We start from the raw sequence: 17,957 nt of genomic DNA on the forward strand, positions 1-17,957 counted from the left end.
ATCCCTGCTTGATCAATAAACATAGCCAGCCTTACGTAACGCACCAGCACCGCGATAGTGCAGAATGCGTTCGATCACAGATTCTTCATCGTAATGAGCGCGTTATCCGCTATGCTCTGGTCAAACTGGTCCACGTTTCCTCAAGGAGAACCTATGAATACGCAACGGAACGGCTTAACTACCCGGCAGGCGCTGGATGAGCTGGAACGACTGTATGACGATGCGGTCAACGCCCTGCGCAGCGCGATACGTGATTTCACCGCACAGGGCACGCTGCCAGATGAGGCAGCGCGCCAGCAGGGGCTGTTTGTCTATCCGGAACTGCGCATCACCTGGCAGGGCGAAGGCCCACAGCAAAACCGCACCCGCGCCTGGGGCCGTTTTACGCATACTGGCCGCTACAGCACCACCATTACCCGCCCTGCGCTGTTACGACACTATCTCAGCGAACAGCTGCAGATGATTGAAAAAGAGTATGACGTGCTGATTGAGGTGGGGCCGTCACAGCAGGAGATCCCTTTCCCATATGTGATTGATGGCTCTGATCTGTCGCTGGACCGCTCAATGAGCGCCAGCATCGCCCGCCATTTTCCCACCACTGAGCTCTCACAGATTGGTGATGAGACGGCTGACGGGCTGTTCCACGCCGACGCCATTTTCCCGCTGTCGCACTTCGATGCGCTGCGCACCGATTTCTCGCTGGCACGTCTGCGCCACTACACCGGCACCGCCGTTGAACATTTCCAGCCCTTTGTGCTGTTTACCAACTATACGCGCTACGTCGATGAGTTTGTGCGCTGGGCCATTGAGCAAGTTCAGGACCCGAATACGCCTTACGACAGCCTGGCCTGCGCCGGGGATGTGGTGATCACGGCGGAAACGGCAGACCCGACTGCGATGATGTCCGACCTGGCGTGGAAGAAGCATCAGATGCCGGCCTGGCACCTGACTTCGCCGAACCGGCGCGGCATCACGCTGGTGAATATCGGCGTGGGCCCATCAAATGCCAAGACGATTTGCGATCACCTCGCGGTGGTGCGCCCGCACGCGTGCTGATGATTGGCCACTGCGGCGGACTGCGTGAGAGTCAGCGCATTGGCGACTACGTGCTGGCCCATGCTTATCTGCGTGACGATCACGTGCTGGATAGCGTGCTGCCGCCGGATATCCCGATCCCGAGCATTGCGGAAGTTCAGCGTGCCCTGTATGACGCCACCAAGTCAGTGAGCGGTATGCCGGGTGAAGAGGTTAAACAGCGCCTGCGAACCGGTACGGTCGTTACCACCGACGATCGTAACTGGGAGTTGCGCTACTCGGCGTCGGCGCTGCGCTTTAACCTTAGCCGCGCAGTGGCGGTCGATATGGAGAGCGCCACCATTGCCGCACAGGGTTACCGCTTCCGGGTCCCTTACGGCACGCTGCTGTGCGTCTCTGATAAACCGCTGCACGGTGAGATCAAGCTGCCCGGTCAGGCGAACCGCTTCTATGAGGGGGCAATCTCAGAGCACCTGCAGATTGGTATCTGTGCAGTTGAACTGCTGCGCGCTGAAGGCGATAAGCTGCACTCCAGGAAGCTGCGCACCTTTAACGAACCGCCGTTCAGATAACGCCGGATGCGCCGGCCCTGCCCGGGGCCGGCCACGCTGTGGATAGCGTTCAGATCTTTAGCACCGCGACTTTCACAAACCAGGCGAGTACCGCGAGGATGGCCGGCACCATGATGCTCCAGGTCAGCCGATCGTTTAATCTGTCAAATCTCATGTCAATGTTGTCAAACTTCCTGTCAATGTTGTCAAACTTCCTGTCAATGTTTTCAAACCTCGCTTCAAACTTCCTTTCCATCTGTACAAATTTATTGTCCACGCGCCTCTCCAGCTGACCGATCTCGCCGATAAGCTCAAGATGTAACAGCCCCTGCTCCGTGCGCAAATCGGCAATATCTGCCTTCGTCGCAATGTGTTCCGCTTGCGCGGTTAAGACCGCCACGTCCTGCTGTAGTAGCCGGGTGGTTCTCTCCAGTCCGTCAATGCGTTTAGTTAACTTTTCCATTTGAGGTTCTCCCCGGTCTCTTCGCGTATAAATAACGGGCCGTTTCACGTGGCACAGCGTGTAAATGGCGTTATCCATTCTCTCTCCCGTCACCTGACATCCCGTACCCTTGCGTTACCCTCACGCTATTAAAGCAGACCGGCGCGCGGTAAACATTCCACGTTCCCGCCATTCGCAGTAAAAAAATTGCGCTGGTGGATTTCATGGCAGCGTTTAGCCCCTGTCGTTTGGCAGACTGCACGTATAGCGTCGCAGAAAAACTTACAGGAAAAGGCAGTAAGGAGATGGAGGGCAAATGATGGCCAGCAACGAAATCAGCCATGTGTTTAGAGGAGCCTTTCATGCTGTATGTCGGCCTGGCTACTGAAGGAGAGATTGATGTTCAATAGCCAAACCCGTCACTAACGTACCTGACGCAGAGCTGACGTCGCCCGTACCGGCGCGTGCTAACTCTTTTTATAGAGCATCGATTTTAAATCGGCAAAGGGATTATAGGTTGCTGCACCGACATCCTTTTGCGCATCCTCACCCGCCACAACGTTGGTGCCATACTGATCGGCCTCTGTGTACTTCGAGTGCTCGTGATCGTGACAATAGAGGCACAGTAGCTCCCAGTTACTGCCATCTTCAGGGTTATTGGTATGGTCGTGATCGATATGGTGAACCGTTAATTCACGCAGGTTGGAGTAAACAAACTCGCGCGAACAGCGTCCGCACACCCAGGGATAGATTTTTAACGCCTTCTCACGATAGCCGCTTTCCAGCCGGGAGTAATTTTTAGGGATCAGAGCCATTGCCGATAATACCTGTTAAAAAGGGAGAAACATCATTGTGTGTCAGGCAGGCTAGCTCGCTTAAGGGGGAACATCAAGCGCGATAAGCCGTGTCGCATGGGTTGATGCATTCGCGTATCACAGCAGACACGGAAGCCCGGGCGGGCTTCCGTTTCCTTCATCAGGCGCTTAACCAGCCCAGCTTGATGACAAACAGCACAGAGAGGATTACCAGGGCGGCATTGATCTCTTTGGTGCGGCCGCTCAGCAGTTTTACGACCGTCCAGGTAATAAAGCCAAAAGCAATACCGTTGGCGATGGAGTAGGTCAGCGGCATCGTTAATGCCGTCACCGTTACCGGCGCGGCGGTGGTCACATCTTTCCAGTCAATCTCTGCCAGGCCGGACGCCATCAGTACGGCCACAAACAGCAGTGCAGGCGCGGTCGCATAAACCGGTACGCTGCCCGCCAGCGGCGAGAAGAACAGGCTGAGCAGGAACAGGATTGCCACGACGATGGCCGTCAGACCGGTACGGCCGCCGGCGCTCACGCCAGCCGCAGACTCCACGTAGCTGGTGGTGGTTGAGGTCCCCAGCAGCGAGCCAAACAGGGCGGCGGCACTGTCGGCGATCAACGCCCGGCCCATCTTCGGCACGTTACCCTGCTCATCGGCCAGGCCGGCACGTTTGGTCACGCCCAGCAGCGTACCGGTGTTATCGAAGACATCCACAAACAGGAAAGCGAAGATCACACTGACCAGGCCCACGTTGAAGGCGCCCGCAATGTCCAGCTGCATAAAGGTCGGCGCAATCGACGGTGGCGCGGAGAATACGCCGCCAAACGGCGTCAGGCCAATGCCCATCGAGATAAAGGTGACAACCAGAATACCGATCAGCACCGCGCCGGTGACGCGACGCGCTTCCAGCACCACAATGATAAAGAAGCCGAGCAGCGCCAGCAGCGGGCCCGGTTTAGTCAAATCGCCCAGGCCCACCAGCGTCGCCGGATTGTCCACCACGATGCCCGCGCCTTCCAGCGCAATCAGCGCCAGAAACAGGCCAATACCGGCGGCAATGCCGGCACGCAGCGGCAGGGGAATGCTGGCAATAATCCACTCACGGATTTTGAAAATCGACAGGGCAAAGAAGATCACGGCCGAGAGGAACACCGCACCCAGCGCAATCTGCCAGGTGTAACCCATGTGCAGCACCACGGTGTAGGTGAAGAAGGCGTTGAGCCCCATGCCTGGCGCCAGCGCAATGGGATAGTTTGCAATCAGGCCCATCAAAATTGACCCGATCGCTGCCGCCAGACAGGTGGCGACAAAGACCGAGCCTTATCCATACCGGTCGCGCCCAGAATGCTCGGGTTTACAAACAGGATATAGGCCATCGCCAGGAAGGTGGTGATCCCGGCAATGATCTCCGTACGCACCGTGGTGTTGTGCGCTTTCAGTTTGAAGAGTTTTTCTAACATCATCATCTCTCGTGAGCGGAGACGGCGCAGAGCCGTTCTCACTTGCCAATGTGGTTAACCGCTGATTTATTGTATTGATGAAAGCGAGCACGCCAGACGCAAGGTTTCACACCTTCCGCTTTCCCCTGTCTGCATAGCAAGCGCTATGCCACTCCTGTAGGCAATCGATTACGCGTCAGAATACCACTGCAGTTAAGATAATTCTGAACCCGCACGAGGCGCGATTATGGTGCATTGCCCCGCTGCTGCGCAATCGTTTTCCCTGCCTCAATAGTCACGCGACGAAATATTGCGGTAACGCACGCTTTCACACTCTGCCAGGCGATGCCGCTCACGTTTCTGATGCTGCAGTGAGCGGTTAAAAAACGCCGGGTTACACTGCCTTTAACCCTTTCGCTACAAAAAGAGGCAGTGCAATGAAGCCCGCGATTCTGGTCGTTGATGATGATCGTGCCATCTGTGAATTACTGCACGATGTGCTGAGTGAACATGTGTTTACCGTCTACAGCTGTCATCAGGGACGTGATGCGCTGGGGCTGCTGGCACAGCATCCGGAAATTTCACTGGTGATGCTGGATATGATGTTGCCGGATACCAACGGCCTGCTGGTGCTGCAGCAGATGCAGCGTCAGCGTCCCGATGTGCTGGTGATCATGCTAACCGGCATGGGCTCGGAAGCGGATATGGTGGTGGGGCTGGAGATGGGCGCAGACGACTACATCGCCAAACCGTTTAATCCGCGTGTGGTGGTGGCGCGCGCCCGTGCCGCTCTGCGTCGCTGCGGACGTCTTGCCCAGCCGGAGAGCGTGACGGAAGAGGGCTGGCAGTTTAACGGCTGGCGGCTGGATGATGCGCGCTGCCAGCTGTTTAATCCACAGCGCGAGAGCGTCCCGCTGACGCAGGGCGAATATACCCTGCTGCGTGCGCTGGTTGCCCACGCGCGTAAGGTGCTGACGCGCGATCAGCTGCTGGAGCTGACACACAGCGAAAGTCTGGATGTCTTCGACCGCACCATTGACGTGCTGATCATGCGGCTGCGGCGCAAAATTGAAGCGAATCCGCACCAGCCAAGCCTGATTCGTACCATACGCGGGCTGGGCTATGTGTTCTCTGCTGACGTGATGCGCCCGCCCTCACCGGCGCGGGAGACGCAAATTGCCTGAGCCATCCGGCGCTGCATCTGGCTAAACGTGCAGGCGCGTGCTTCGCCTGTCAGGCCAGCCAGCGGTGATATTCGTTGCACAACAGCCAGCGCGGCGCTTCATCTTCATCTATCGGGTTGAAACGGGCCAGCGGCGTGAGGAACACGTTGTCGTGCTCATCGTCATTGGGCATGGAGACTTCGCCGACCAGCACATCGCCATAGCCCTCCTCCCCCCAAAAGCTATGCCAGATGCCGGGCAGCAGCGTGACGCTCTCTCCCGGTGACAGGCGCAGCTGTGCGCCCGCCGCGTGTGTCTGCCGGATGCCGTCGAGCGTGACGTTAACCGGGGAGTCTGCCAGCCGATCGCCCTCACGGTTGTGCAGCGTCACAATCAGATTGCCGCCGCCACGGTTAATGATGTCCTCCATCTTTTGCGGATGGTAGTGCATCGGCGTCACCTGCCCTTCGCGCACGTGCATAATCTTCTCGGCATAGGGTTTGCCCCACGGCTGACCGCCGCGCGAACCGTTGCGCAGGGTAAACAGGGTGAGGCCGCTTTGGGCGAAATCGTCTGCGCCGAAGCTGGTGACATCCCAGCCAGATGCAGCGCCAGCAGTTCGTCGGCGGCGGCGCGGTCAAGTGCGCGCCACTGGCTCAGGCCATAGTCTGCCCATGGCGGCAGGTGCACATCCTGGCGCATAAAGAATTTGCGGGTACGTTGTAAGATCGCATTCACTTCAGAGCGTTGCATGAAAGCTCCTCACGTCAGGGGCGGGATCCCTCCGGGCGGCGCATAAATGCGTGCCCGGAGGGGAGACGCACTTATTTCACGGTCCAGCCTTTATAGCTGCCGACGCTGTTACGATCGATCAGCGTCACCGGAATCAATACCGGCTTATCCGGCGCCGGTTTGCCCTGCAGGATGTCATAACCAATCTCTACCGCTTTCGCCGCCATCACCTGCGGGTCCTGCGCTGGGGTTGCCACGAACAGCGAGCCCTTACGCTTCAGCGCCTCTTCGCCATCCGGCGATCCATCGACGCCCACAATAAAGAATTCGTTACGCTGCGCCTGTTTTGCCGCCAGATCGGCCCCGATAGCGGTCGGATCGTTGATGGCAAACACGGCATCAATTTTCGGATTCGCCGACAGCAGGCCGGTCATCACTTCCAGTCCGCCTTCGCGGCTGCCTTTGGCATTCTGGTTGTAAGAGAGCAGCTTAATGTCCGGATGGGTTTTCAGCTCGTTCATGCAGCCTTCCACACGGTTTTGCACTGCGGAGACCGGCGGTCCGTTAATGATCACCACGTTGCCTTTGGCTTTCAGGCGATCGGAGATGTATTTACAGGCCATTGCGCCGGCCTGGGTGTTATCAGAGGTGATGGTGGCATTGGCCCCGTCGGCCGCCACGTCAACCGCCACCACCACGATGCCCGCGTCACGCGCACGCTTTACCGCTGGCGCGATGCCTTTGGAGTCGGCGGCGTTGAGGATGATCATGTCAACTTTGGCGGCAATGAAGTTATCTATCTGCGCCACCTGCTGGCCGAGGTCATAGCCGCTGGAGACCAGCGTGACGTTGACCTTGTCGCCCGCCAGCTCCCGCGCCTTGAGTTCAGCGCCTTTGGTGATCTGCACGAAGAACGGGTTGGCGAGATCGCCCACGGTGACACCAATGGATTTCAGCTCTTTGGCCTGCACAAAAGGCGCACTGAACAGCGTGGCGGCCAGCAGTCCGGTAATAATCGGATTAAAACGCATAGTCGATGTTCTCCTGCTTACTTCGTTTTTATCGGTGACCATAGGGTCACCACGGTTTTCAAGGGCGTATTGGCGCAGCTGGTTTGGTGACGGCCAGCGCGCAGCAACCGGAGCGTACTGAAGTACGTGAGGATTGCGAGCACTGCCCGGTGCCAAAATGGCAAATAAACCAGCTCTTCAACTCACGTGATGGCGGGTACGGTACTTGTCGATCAACACCGCGATAATGATCACCGCGCCCTTAATCACCAGTTGCCAGAAATAGGAGACCCCCATCAGCGTCATGCCGTTATTCAGCGTGGCGATAATTAACGCACCAATCAGCGTGCCGGTAATAGTGCCGATGCCGCCCACAAAACTGGTACCGCCGAGGATCACCGCTGCAATCGCATCCAGCTCATACCCCACGCCGAGGTTGCCGTTGGCGCTGTATAACCGTGAGGCGCTCATCAGGCCGCCGAGCCCGGAGAGCAGACCGCTCATGGCGTAGACAAACACCAGCACCGCGCCCACTTTAATCCCGGTCAGGCGCGCGGCCTGCATGTTGCCGCCCACCGCGTAGATGTGCACACCCAGCGTGGTGCGGCGCAGGATGAACCAGCACAGCGCAATCACCGCAAAAGCGATGATGATCAGCCACGGCACCGGCCCCAGGTAACCGTTGCTATCCACTCAAAATTGATGTCGGAATTGATTACCGTGGTGCCATCCGCCAGCAGATAAGCCGCCCCGCGCAGCGCGGTATAGGTACCGAGCGTCACAATAAACGGTGGCAGACCGGCGCCGGCCACCAGCAGGCCGTTAAACAGGCCCATAATCAGGCCGGCTCCCAGCGCGGCGGGAATGGTCAGACCGGCAAACGCCGGATCAAGCGATACCACCATGGCAACCACCGCCGTGGTCCCGAGCATGGAGCCGACGGAGAGATCGATACCGCCGGTCAGGATGACAAAGGTCATCCCCGCCGCCAGTACGATATTGATTGAGGCCTGCCGGGTGATATTCAGCAGGTTGGCCTCGGTAAAGAAGTTTGGGGCGACAAAACCAAATACCGCCACGATCAGGATCAGAATCGGCAGGATGCCGACAGTTTGTAGCAGGTCACTCATCAACGCCCGTTTCAGCGTCGGGCTCTTGACGCGTGCGGTTTCACTGGTCATCGCGATCTCCTCAGGCCTGTACCGGCTGCGCGCCGGTGGCCAGTGTCATAATATTTTCCTGGCTGATGGCGTCACCGCTCAGCTCGCCGGCAATGGTGCCTTCCCGCATCACGTATACGCGATCGCTCATGCCTACCACTTCCGGCAGCTCACTGGAGATCATCAAAATCGCCACGCCCTGCCGCGCCATCTGGTTCATCATGCGGTAGATTTCGCTCTTGGCCCCGACATCCACGCCGCGCGTCGGCTCATCCAGAATAAGGATGCGTGGGGCAATTGAGACCCAGCGTGAGATCAGCAACTTCTGCTGGTTACCACCGGACAAGCCACCGGCACGCACCTGCGCATGCGGCACCCGAATATTCAGTGAGCCGATCGCCTCGCTGGCGATCTTCTGCCCCTTGCGCCGGTTTAGCAGGCCATAACGGGCATCGCGCTCCAGCGTCGCCATCACAATGTTCTCCTGCGCCGCCAGCTCCAGAAACAGCCCCTGCTCTTTGCGGTTCTCGGTCAGAAAACCGATGCCGCGCGCAATCGCTTCGCGCGGCGAGCTAATCTGTACTTTTTCACCGTCAATCCAGATTTCGCCGCCGGTCGGCTTGTGCACGCCGAAGATCAGCTGCGCCAGCTCGCTGCGCCCGGCACCGACCAGCCCCGCCAGGCCGACAATCTCGCCGGCGCGAACCGCCAGGCTGCCGGGATGCACCTTGCGCCCGTCCGTCAGGTGGTTAACCGCCAGACGAATCTCGCCGGGTGCAATATCCCGGTCCTTGTTAAACAGATCGCTGAGTGCGCGCCCGACCATCATGCGCACCAGCTCGCTGGCGTTAAGCTGCTCACGCGTCAGGCTGCCCACATACTGGCCGTCACGCAGTACGCTGACGCGATCGGAGAGCTCATACACCTCTGCCATGCGATGGCTGATGTAGATAATGGCCATGCCTTCGCTGCGCAGGCGTTTGATCAGGGCAAACAGCTGTTCAGTTTCACGATTGGAGAGTGCAGCCGTAGGCTCATCCATCACCAGAATGCGGCTTTTACGGTGCAGCGCACGGGCGATCTCCACCTGCTGCTGCTCGGCGATGCTCAGTCTGCTGACCAGATCGGTGGCGCTAAACTGCGCACCCAGCCGGTTAATCACCTGCTGCGCCTCTTCCGCCATCTGGCGCCGCTTCACCAGACCGCCGCGCGCGATTTCGCTGCCCAGAAAGATGTTCTCCGCCACCGTCAGGTTGGGGGCCAGATTGATCTCCTGGTAGATCAGCGTAATCCCTGCCGCCAGCGCCTCTTTTGGCCCTTTGATGGTATAGGGCTGACCATCGATAAATATCTCCCCGCTGCTGGCGGTATACGCACCGGCCAGAATCTTCATTAAGGTACTCTTTCCGGCACCGTTTTCGCCCATCAGCGCATGCACTTCGCCAGGCCAGACCGTCAGGTCCACGCCCTTTAGCGCATAAAAGCTGCCGAAGCGTCGGGTGATTTCCCGCATCTCTAATATCGGTGTCGCCGCCATCGCCATGCTCCTGCTGCTTGTGGTTGTCAGCGAGTTAAGCAACGCCAGATAAATGGAAAATGTCAGCGGCCGTTCATATTTGTCATATTTCCGCGCCGCCACGCTGCTATATCCTAAAGCCTGTGCAGCGCAGGCAGCTGCGGGCGGATACCGGGCGGGCAAAAGGGTAGCGATAATGAGACACACTCTTCACTGGCATGCCGGCGCACGCGGCCGTCTGCTGCTGTTTAATCTGCTGGTGGTGAGCGTAACGCTGGCGGTGAGCCTGGTGGCCATTTTTGGCTTTCGCCACGCCGGTCACATTCAGGAGCAGGCGCAGGCGCAGACGCTGGCCGATATGAACGGCAGCCTGGCGCTGGCGCGCGATACCGCCAATGTGGCAACCGCCGCGGTGCGGCTGGCGCAGGTGGTGGGCGCGCTGGAGTACCAGAGCGAATCCGCACGCCTGCAGCAGACGCAGCAGGCGCTGCAGCACGCCTTGTCGCAGCTGGCAAGCGCCCCGCTCGCCGCCCAGCAGCCGACACTGCTGGCGCGCATCCGCGACCGTAGCCAGATGCTGGAGCAGAGCATCAACCAGCTGCTGATGGAGGGACATCAGCGCCACCTGCAGCGCAACGTCATGCTGAGCGGGCTGTGGCAGGCGCAGCTGCTGCTCAACCACATCAATACCCTCACGCGCGATGCTGCGTTTCTGCCGCTGCGCCAGCAAACGGATGCGCTGCTTAACGTGGCGATTCAGTCCGCCACGCCGCAGGCGGCGGTCGCGCAGCTCACCAGCGTACTCCCCATTTGGTCGGCCCTGCCGCTACAGGGCGTGCTGGCCATGCAGCGCGATCGCCTGATCAATACCGGCTATCAGCTCCAGCCGGTGGCCGACCAGCTGGAGCAGAGCGACATCGCTATCGCCTATGCGACTTACCGTATCAAGGCGCTGGTGGCGATGCTGAATGACGACATTACGCACTACGTGCAACTGGTGGCGCAGCAGAGCGAGGCGCGCAGCAAAACCGCCCACAGCGAGCTGGAGTCCATTATCGGTTTTATCGGGCTGTTTATGCTGCTGGCGCTGCTGATTACCGGCTACGCCGGCTACTACATCTATCGCAACCTTGGCTCCAGCCTGACCGCCATCGCGCACGCCATGACGCGGCTGGCGCAGGGGGAGAAAAGCGTCAGCGTGCCGGGGCTGGCGCGACGGGATGAGCTGGGCGATCTGGCGCGGGCATTTAACGTCTTCGCACGGAATACCGCCTCGCTGGCGCATACCTCGCAGCTGCTGAAAGAGAAAAGCAACCAGCTGGAGTCAACGTTTCTCGCTATGCGCGACGGCTTTGCCCTGTTTGATAACAGCGGCCAGCTGGTGGTATGGAACGCGCAGTACGCGGAGCACCTCGGCATTCCGCCGCGCGAGCTGCACCGTGGCCTGCACTATCAGCATCTGCTGGATCGGATCGGCGCTCAGCTGGGCAGCCTGCACGACGCCCAGGAGGTCCGCCTGCCGGATGGCCGTACCCTGGAGCTGCGCTTTAGCCCGGTGCCGCGCCGGGGTATGGTCAATACTGTGCTGGAACGCACCACGCGCAAGGCGCTGGAGGAGGCGCTGCTGCACAGCCAGAAGATGAAGGCGGTGGGCCAGCTGACCGGTGGACTGGCACACGACTTCAATAATTTGCTGGCGGTGATCATCGGCAGCCTGGCGCTCACCGTCGATCAGTTGCCGCCCGGCACACTCGCCAGCCGGGTGGAACGCGCACGTCAGGCGGCCGACCGCGCGGCACAGCTGACGCAGCGCCTGCTGGCCTTTTCGCGTAAACAGGCGCTCTATCCCCGCGCCGTGTCGGTAGTTGAGCTGGTAGAGAACCTGCAGTCGCTGCTGCAGCACTCGCTGCTGCCCGGACAGCACCTGGTGGTGGATGCGCAGCGGCCTGGCTGGCCGGCGTGGATCGATGCCGGCCAGCTGGAGAATGCGCTGATGAATTTGGTGGTGAACGCGCGCGATGCGATGGAGAAGCAGAGCGGTGAGATCCGCCTGCGTATCTGGAATCAGCGGACGGTAGAGAAAGAGGGCAAGCGCGATCGCGTCACCATTGAGGTGATTGACCACGGTTGCGGCATGTCCGCCGATGTGCGCGAACAGGTGTTTGAACCCTTCTTTACCACCAAAGCCACCGGCAGCGGCAGCGGCCTCGGCTTATCGATGGTATACGGTTTTGTACGCCAGTCCGGCGGGCAGATTGAGCTGGAGACCGCGCCGGGCCAGGGAACTACCGTGCGCCTGCTGCTGCCGCGTGCGCCAGAGGCAGTTCAGACGGCGGCGCCAACCCCGGCCTTTATCCCGGCACCCCGCAGCGATCGCCTGGTACTGGTGCTGGACGATGAGCCGGCGGTACGCCAGACGCTGTGTGAGCATCTGCATCAGCTGGGCTATCTGACGCTGGAGTGCAGTGACGGCGAAACCGCGCTGACGCTGCTGCGCCAGACGCCGGATATCGAGATGTTGATCAGTGATTTGATGCTGCCGGGTACGCTAAACGGCGCAGATGTTATCCGCCAGGCGCAACAGCAGTGGCCGCAGCTGGCCACGCTGCTGATCAGCGGGCAGGATCTGCGCCAGACGCCGGTCACGCTGCCGCTGTGTGAACGGCTGGCGAAACCCTGGCAGCAGGCGCAGCTGGCTCAGGCGCTGGCGCGCGCCTGGCAGCGCAGTGAACGGCTTAGTCGCGCGCGGCAGGCTGCCACAGCGGCACCCCTTTCCCGGTGATATAGCGCTTGCGCAGCTTGCTGGAGAGAACATCCATCACCATCACCACCACGACCAAAATCAGGGTAAGGAACATCACCACATCCCAGTTCCACAGGCGCATATTTTCGGCATAGACCAGGCCGACACCGCCGGCCCCGACGAAACCGAGCACCGCGGCGGAACGGGTGTTCGACTCAATCTGGTACAGGCTGAGCGCGAGGAAGGTGGGGAAAGACTGGGTGAAAATGCCGTAGCGATGTTTCTGCAGGCTGTTCGCGCCGACTGCGCTCAGCCCACGGCCCGGCGAGCGCTCTACCGCTTCGTGCCCCTCCGCGTAGAGCTTGCCGAGCAGCCCGACATCCTGCATGACAATCGCCAGCACGCCCGCCAGCGGCCCCATGCCAACGGCGCGGACAAAGATCAGGCCCCAGATCGCCATATCAATACCGCGCAGCAGATCCAGCAGACGTCGCACCAGCAGCGAAAGCGGCCGGGTGAGCGGATCGTGCATCACATTGCGCGCGGCCAGGAACGACAGCGGCAGCGCAATGAACGATGCGGTCAGCGTGCCGGCAAACACAATTGCCAGGGTAATCCCCACCTGCTGAAAGTAGTAGCCAAAGGGCCAGTTGAGGAAATCCTGCCAGACAAACATACGCATAAAGTAGCGGCCAAGCTGCTGGCAGCCGATGACAAAACGGCTCCATTCGATGCCGAACACCATAAAGAAGAACAGGTAGTAGAGCAGGATCGCCAGTGCCACCACAGCAACACGGCGCAGATAGCGATTCTGCACGGCAAACAGCGCGGCGTGCTGCTGTTTCAGTTTCGCCACGTCGGGCGCTAACGCGATCATGTTACCTTTCCTTCTACCACACGGCGGCGCAGCCAGCCGGAGAGCGTATCCAGCAGCGATACCACCACAATGATCAGCAGCAGCGTGATACTGACCTGATCGTAACGGTCCAGTTTGATGTTGGTCATCAGCTCCTGACCAATACCGCCCGCCCCCACCAGCCCCAGAATGGTCGAGGAGCGGAAGTTAATCTCCAGCCGCATAAAGCTGTAAGAGAGGAAGGCCGGTTTGACCTGCGGCCAGAAAGCAAAGCGCATACGCTGCAACTTGCTGGCACCGCAGGCGGCCAGGCCGCGCACCGGTTTGTCCGAGGCGCTCTCAATCGACTCATAAAACAGTTTGGTCAGGCTGCCCACGGTGTGCAGCGCCAGCGCCAGAAAGCCGGGAATGGCGCCAATGCCGAAGGCCATCACGAACATCACCGCCCACGCCAGCTCTGGCATGGTGCGCAGGAAGGCGACAAAGGCGCGAATCGCCATGCGCAGCGTGCGCGGCGTGTGGGTGTTATCGGCGGCGAAAAAGGCCAGCACCGCAGCCACGATGACCGCCACAATGGTCGAGGAGATCGCAAGCTGCAGGGTCTCCCAGATCAGCGGCAGCTGGAAGTGCAGACGATACCCCCACCAGGCCAGAGAGCCTTCGGTTTTGCCATCCGCAAACAGCAGTGACCAGTGCAGCACCGGCAGGGTTTCACCGATGTAGTCAAAGAAGTGTGGCAGTGACTGCCAGACGGTAACCAGGTTGAATTCCGCCACACTGCCAGCGGCCAGATAGAGCGCCAGCAGCAGCAGCGACCACAGCAGCGTGTCGCGCTTTTGCTGACGGCGAATACGTTGGTAGTAGTGTTCAAAATCGGTCAAGGGAGAAGTCCTTTGGTTGGCGCCTGCGAGGTAAACAGGTCGCCATGCATGGCGACCCCGGGCTTGCCTGCGCGGCCATGAGAGGTGTGCCATGATGCACACCTCTCATGGGATGGCCGCACACTAGCCGCGCGAACCCTTCATCAAATCACGCTTCATATCGATGATATTCTGGTAATCCGCCACGGTTGCCGGGCCGATGTGCTGCTGTCCGCCTACCGCTTTAACAAAGCAGCTGTGATCTTCTTTATCCAGCTTCTTGATGGCAGCCACCACTTTCGCTTTGAAATCGGCAGGCAGCGCGTTGCTGACGAGGATCGGGCCATTCGGGATCAGCGGCGACTGCCAGATAATGCGGATCTGCTTCATCAGGTCCGGATGATCCATGCGAATCAGACGGCCAAAGGCGCCCGAGGTATAGCCGCTGTTGTAGTCGCCAATCATTGAGGTCCAGGTTACGGCGCCCTCAAACTGACCGTTCAACACGCCGAGGATATCTTGCTCATGGCCGCCAGAGAAGGTCACGCTGGAGAAGGTGTTGTTGTACTTATCATCCACCGTACCGCCAAAGGTCTTTTTAAAGGCCTGGTTCGGCATCAGGAAGCCAGAGGTGGAGTCCGGATCGGCCATACCGAAGGATTTCCCTTTCAGGTCCTCCAGCTTTTTGTAGGGGCTATCGGCTTTGACGATCACCACCGAGTGGTAGCCCTGCGAGCCATCTTTGTCATCCACCACAATCCCGACCACATCCACGGCCTTCGGGTCCTGCAGATAGACCGAGGCATACGACGCCGGCGACATGCTCAGCACCATATCGATCTTCTTGCCCAGCAGGCCCTGAATCACACCCGCGTAGTCCGAGGAGTTGCGCAGTTTGGTCTCTACGCCCAGCTCTTTATCGAAAAAGGTTTTGACGCACTGATTGTCGCCGATTTGCTGGGTGGCGTTCTGGCCGCCAAGAATACCCAGGTTCAGCTCTTTAGGGGCATCCGCTGCGTTAACGCCAAAAGCCATCAGAGCGCCAGTCAATAAAGCTAAGGAGGTCAGTTTCATGCTTGGATTTTCTCTTGCCGTGGGAGTTAGTGGAGCTGGTTAATTTCGTCGCCGTACAGTTCGTGCAGCAGCCCGTCGGTTAACTGCGCAGGCAGGCCGTCGAACAGCATTTTGCCGCGCTGAATACCAATCACGCGCGTGCAGTACTGCTTCACCAGTTCAATCGAGTGCAGGTTCACCATGACGCTGATGCCCTGGTCACTCACCTGGCGCAGCACATCCATGATGCGCGTTGTGTTCTTCGGATCGAGTGAGGCTACTGGCTCATCCGCCAGCAGAATTTTCGGGTTCTGCATCAGCGCCCGGCAGATCGCCACGCGCTGCATCTGGCCGCCGGAGAGGTTCTCGGCGCGCTGCAGCGCCTGTGGCAGCATGTTCATCCACTGCAGCAGTTCAATGGCGTGGGCGCGGTCGGTTTCGGAAAACACTTTGAAGAAGGATTTCAGCGTGGAGGTCTGGCTCAGGCGCCCCAGCAGCACGTTGGTCAGCACATCGAGGCGCGGCACCAGGCAGAAGTCCTGAAAGATCATGCCGCACTCGCTGCGCCACTCACGCATCTGGCGGCTATTGAGCTGCACCACATTGCGCTCCGCCTCGCCCTGGCGCAGGCTGAGAATCGCCCCGGCGCTGCTGGAGATGGTGCCATTCAGCATATGCAGCAGCGTCGATTTGCCTGCGCCCGAGCGGCCGATAACAGCCACCAGTTCGCCCGCATGCAGATCGAAGCTGACGTTATCCAGCACGCGGTTTTCACCCCAGGATTTGCACAGCCCCTGTACCGACAGCACTTTATGGCCGACCGGATGTGGTGCAACGAAAGGGTTATCGACCACGGTTTTCAGTAATGCCTGTGCCATATTGCACTCCGTATCTTCTGAGATCTGATTGCCCGCTATTACGGCCATATCCGATGAACGACTGATGACAGAACCGTGATTAAACCGTGACAGCGTGCAGCGAACCGATGCTAATCTGCTGGCCGTCGCGTGCGGGCTGCACGTGCGCCGGTAATCTGTTATTGAGCAACCAGTTATCCATCTCATGGCTGAGGTGCACCAGCCACGCCTGACGCGGCGCCAGCTGCGCAATAATCTGTAGCGCGCGGGTGATATCGTTGTGATTGCGCACGGTTTCGCGCGGCGGATCGTTACAGTCAATCACCAGCTGATCGAGCGGCTGTCCCTGCAGGAAATCGGCAGTCTCCGGCGGTAAACCGCAGGTGTCACACAGCCACGCCAGCCGCGTGCCGTGCCAGTCAAACAGATAGCCATAAGTGAGTTTTGAGTGCAGGAGCGGCAGCGGCGTAATCTGCAGCGCACCAAAGCTGTGGGCGATAAATGGCGTTAACGCCGGGCGGAAATCCAGCAGACCGGGGTGCTTAAACAGATCGTCACACCCCTTCTCATCTGGCGGAGCCCACACCGGGATTGGATCGCCCCTGCCCCAGCGCAGGCTAAACAACCCCGCTACGTGATCCATATGAAAATGCGTCAGCACGATGCGGCTCAACTCGCCAGGCTGAAAGCGCTGGTGCAGATCCGGCAGGCCGGCATCCAGCAGAATGCGCTCGCGGCCGGTATCGATCAGCGCACTGGTGGCGCCGCGCGCGCGCCGGGGATCATGCCGTGCCCGTTCGCAGGCGTGGCAGTCGCAGCCAAACAGCGGCGCAGACTGCACGCCACCGGTACCGAGAAAAGTGAGTTTCATGGCGGATGCTCCAGCAGCCGGCGCAGCTGATCGAGGGTATCGATGAGCGCGCCGTCGTTATTAAGCGGATAGCAGTGCGCGGGCAGCGGTTCCGCCGCTCGCGCCAGCCGTTGATCAATCTCGGCATCACTTTCACGGCCGCGCTGGCGCAGCCGCGCCGCCAGTACCGTCGGCGACACCTGCAGCACCAGCGGCAGCAGCCGCGCGCCGTAGTGCTGCTGCACAATGGGCAGATGCAGACGTGAGCCGTTGACCAGCACGTTTAATCCGCGCGCCAGCCAGTGGTCGATCTCTTCACCGAGCGCATAGCTGAAGCCGTGTGCCTGCCAGCTGATGGCGAACAGCCCCAGCGCTGCGCGCCGGCGAAATTCGGCTTCGCTCAGCGCCACATGGTTTTCGCCTCCCGCATCGGCCGGGCGCGTAATGTAACGATGGGCGATCACCAGATTGGCCGGGGGTGCTTCGCGCAGCGCGTTCAGCAGGCTGTCTTTGCCCGCGCCCGAAGGCCCGGTCAGCCAGATCAGGCGCGCCATCAGAACACCTGCCTGCCCTGCGACCAGACGTGACGAATATGCACATGACCGTGGTCGGTGTGTGCCAGTACCAGATCGGCGCGCAGGCCCTCAGCGATGGTGCCGCGATCGTGCAGGCCGATGGCGCGGCCGGATTGCGCGTCACCAGCGCCGCCGCCTGCGGCAGCGTCAGGCTATTGCGCTCATCCGCCACCAGCCGGAACACAGCGTCCAGCAAACTGGCCGGATAGTAGTCGGAGGAGAGGATATCCAGCAGATTGTGGCTCGCCAGCTCCCATGCTGCCACGTTGCCGGAGTGGGAGCCGCCGCGCACGATATTGGGCGCG

12 protein-coding genes and 5 pseudogenes are annotated in these 17,957 nt (G+C 59.9%); 3 read left to right on the forward strand and 14 right to left on the reverse strand.

Features of this window, described 5'->3' with window-relative positions:
* Positions 1-153: 153 nt before the first annotated feature.
* Positions 154-1,607: pseudogene (locus HA48_RS16640) on the forward strand (AMP nucleosidase).
* A gap of 49 nt (positions 1,608-1,656) precedes the next feature.
* Here the strand turns inward: HA48_RS16640 and HA48_RS16645 are convergent.
* From HA48_RS16645 to HA48_RS16655, 3 genes and pseudogenes are all read right to left on the reverse strand, one after another.
* Complete coding sequence (locus HA48_RS16645; RefSeq protein WP_244182889.1) at positions 1,657-2,127, reverse strand: hypothetical protein; 471 nt, start codon at positions 2,125-2,127, stop codon at positions 1,657-1,659.
* 368 nt (positions 2,128-2,495) lie between these two features.
* Positions 2,496-2,843, reverse strand: a complete 348-nt coding sequence (yajD, locus tag HA48_RS16650) for an HNH nuclease YajD (RefSeq protein WP_128602320.1) — start codon at positions 2,841-2,843, stop codon at positions 2,496-2,498.
* A 160-nt stretch (positions 2,844-3,003) separates the two neighbouring features.
* Positions 3,004-4,301: pseudogene (locus HA48_RS16655) on the reverse strand (NCS2 family permease).
* A gap of 413 nt (positions 4,302-4,714) precedes the next feature.
* On the opposite strand from HA48_RS16655, the gene HA48_RS16660 reads away from it, so the two are divergent.
* Entirely contained in the window at positions 4,715-5,461 is a 747-nt protein-coding gene (locus tag HA48_RS16660; protein ID WP_128602321.1) for a response regulator, read from the forward strand.
* Between the two features lie 49 nt (positions 5,462-5,510).
* Here the strand turns inward: HA48_RS16660 and HA48_RS16665 are convergent.
* From HA48_RS16665 to HA48_RS16680, 4 genes and pseudogenes are all read right to left on the reverse strand, one after another.
* A pseudogene (locus HA48_RS16665) lies at positions 5,511-6,193 on the reverse strand (D-lyxose/D-mannose isomerase).
* A 71-nt stretch (positions 6,194-6,264) separates the two neighbouring features.
* Complete coding sequence (locus tag HA48_RS16670; protein WP_128602322.1) at positions 6,265-7,203, reverse strand: ABC transporter substrate-binding protein; 939 nt, start codon at positions 7,201-7,203, stop codon at positions 6,265-6,267.
* Positions 7,204-7,380: 177 nt separating this feature from the next.
* Positions 7,381-8,363, reverse strand: a pseudogene (locus HA48_RS16675) (ABC transporter permease subunit).
* A 10-nt stretch (positions 8,364-8,373) separates the two neighbouring features.
* A complete protein-coding gene (locus HA48_RS16680) occupies positions 8,374-9,879 on the reverse strand; it encodes a sugar ABC transporter ATP-binding protein (protein WP_128602323.1) in 1,506 nt (501 codons plus the stop codon).
* Positions 9,880-10,054: 175 nt separating this feature from the next.
* Here HA48_RS16680 and HA48_RS16685 point away from each other — a divergent pair, with 175 nt between their 5' ends.
* A complete protein-coding gene (locus HA48_RS16685; RefSeq protein ID WP_128602324.1) occupies positions 10,055-12,640 on the forward strand; it encodes an ATP-binding protein in 2,586 nt (861 codons plus the stop codon).
* Here the strand turns inward: HA48_RS16685 and phnE (HA48_RS16690) are convergent.
* The 7 genes and pseudogenes from phnE (HA48_RS16690) to HA48_RS16720 form a co-directional block, all read right to left on the reverse strand.
* Positions 12,594-13,478, reverse strand: coding sequence for a phosphonate ABC transporter, permease protein PhnE (phnE, locus tag HA48_RS16690; protein ID WP_128602325.1), 885 nt, complete (start codon positions 13,476-13,478; stop codon positions 12,594-12,596). The genes HA48_RS16685 and phnE (HA48_RS16690) overlap by 47 nt on opposite strands.
* Complete coding sequence (gene phnE, locus HA48_RS16695; protein ID WP_128602326.1) at positions 13,475-14,338, reverse strand: phosphonate ABC transporter, permease protein PhnE; 864 nt, start codon at positions 14,336-14,338, stop codon at positions 13,475-13,477. The genes phnE (HA48_RS16690) and phnE (HA48_RS16695) overlap by 4 nt, the downstream gene beginning before the upstream one ends.
* 123 nt (positions 14,339-14,461) lie before the next feature.
* The gene (phnD, locus tag HA48_RS16700; protein WP_128602327.1) at positions 14,462-15,391 is read right to left on the reverse strand and encodes a phosphonate ABC transporter substrate-binding protein; all 930 of its coding nucleotides are present in this window, start codon (positions 15,389-15,391) and stop codon (positions 14,462-14,464) included.
* 26 nt (positions 15,392-15,417) lie between these two features.
* Complete coding sequence (gene phnC, locus HA48_RS16705) at positions 15,418-16,248, reverse strand: phosphonate ABC transporter ATP-binding protein (RefSeq protein ID WP_128602328.1); 831 nt, start codon at positions 16,246-16,248, stop codon at positions 15,418-15,420.
* A 79-nt stretch (positions 16,249-16,327) separates the two neighbouring features.
* On the reverse strand, positions 16,328-17,098 hold the full coding sequence (phnP, locus tag HA48_RS16710; protein WP_128602329.1) for a phosphonate metabolism protein PhnP: 771 nt from the start codon (positions 17,096-17,098) through the stop codon (positions 16,328-16,330).
* Positions 17,095-17,631, reverse strand: coding sequence for a ribose 1,5-bisphosphokinase (phnN, locus tag HA48_RS16715; protein WP_128602330.1), 537 nt, complete (start codon positions 17,629-17,631; stop codon positions 17,095-17,097). The genes phnP and phnN overlap by 4 nt, the downstream gene beginning before the upstream one ends.
* Positions 17,631-17,957, reverse strand: a pseudogene (locus tag HA48_RS16720) (amidohydrolase family protein); the annotation flags it as partial. The pseudogene HA48_RS16720 and the gene phnN, both read right to left, overlap by 1 nt.

It is taken from the genome of Pantoea wallisii, assembly GCF_002095485.1.
Classification (GTDB): domain Bacteria; phylum Pseudomonadota; class Gammaproteobacteria; order Enterobacterales; family Enterobacteriaceae; genus Pantoea; species Pantoea wallisii.

What these genes read in the sequence shown, in the direction of transcription:
- HA48_RS16645 (WP_244182889.1), bottom strand. Translation starts at nt 2,127, where the DNA reads ATGGATAACGCCATTTACACGCTGTGCCACGTGAAACGGCCCGTTATT.
- yajD (WP_128602320.1), bottom strand. Translation starts at nt 2,843, where the DNA reads ATGGCTCTGATCCCTAAAAATTACTCCCGGCTGGAAAGCGGCTATCGT.
- HA48_RS16660 (WP_128602321.1), top strand. Translation starts at nt 4,715, where the DNA reads ATGAAGCCCGCGATTCTGGTCGTTGATGATGATCGTGCCATCTGTGAA.
- HA48_RS16670 (WP_128602322.1), bottom strand. Translation starts at nt 7,203, where the DNA reads ATGCGTTTTAATCCGATTATTACCGGACTGCTGGCCGCCACGCTGTTC.
- HA48_RS16680 (WP_128602323.1), bottom strand. Translation starts at nt 9,879, where the DNA reads ATGGCGGCGACACCGATATTAGAGATGCGGGAAATCACCCGACGCTTC.
- HA48_RS16685 (WP_128602324.1), top strand. Translation starts at nt 10,055, where the DNA reads ATGAGACACACTCTTCACTGGCATGCCGGCGCACGCGGCCGTCTGCTG.
- phnE (WP_128602325.1), bottom strand. Translation starts at nt 13,478, where the DNA reads ATGATCGCGTTAGCGCCCGACGTGGCGAAACTGAAACAGCAGCACGCC.
- phnD (WP_128602327.1), bottom strand. Translation starts at nt 15,391, where the DNA reads ATGAAACTGACCTCCTTAGCTTTATTGACTGGCGCTCTGATGGCTTTT.
- phnC (WP_128602328.1), bottom strand. Translation starts at nt 16,248, where the DNA reads ATGGCACAGGCATTACTGAAAACCGTGGTCGATAACCCTTTCGTTGCA.
- phnP (WP_128602329.1), bottom strand. Translation starts at nt 17,098, where the DNA reads ATGAAACTCACTTTTCTCGGTACCGGTGGCGTGCAGTCTGCGCCGCTG.
- phnN (WP_128602330.1), bottom strand. Translation starts at nt 17,631, where the DNA reads ATGGCGCGCCTGATCTGGCTGACCGGGCCTTCGGGCGCGGGCAAAGAC.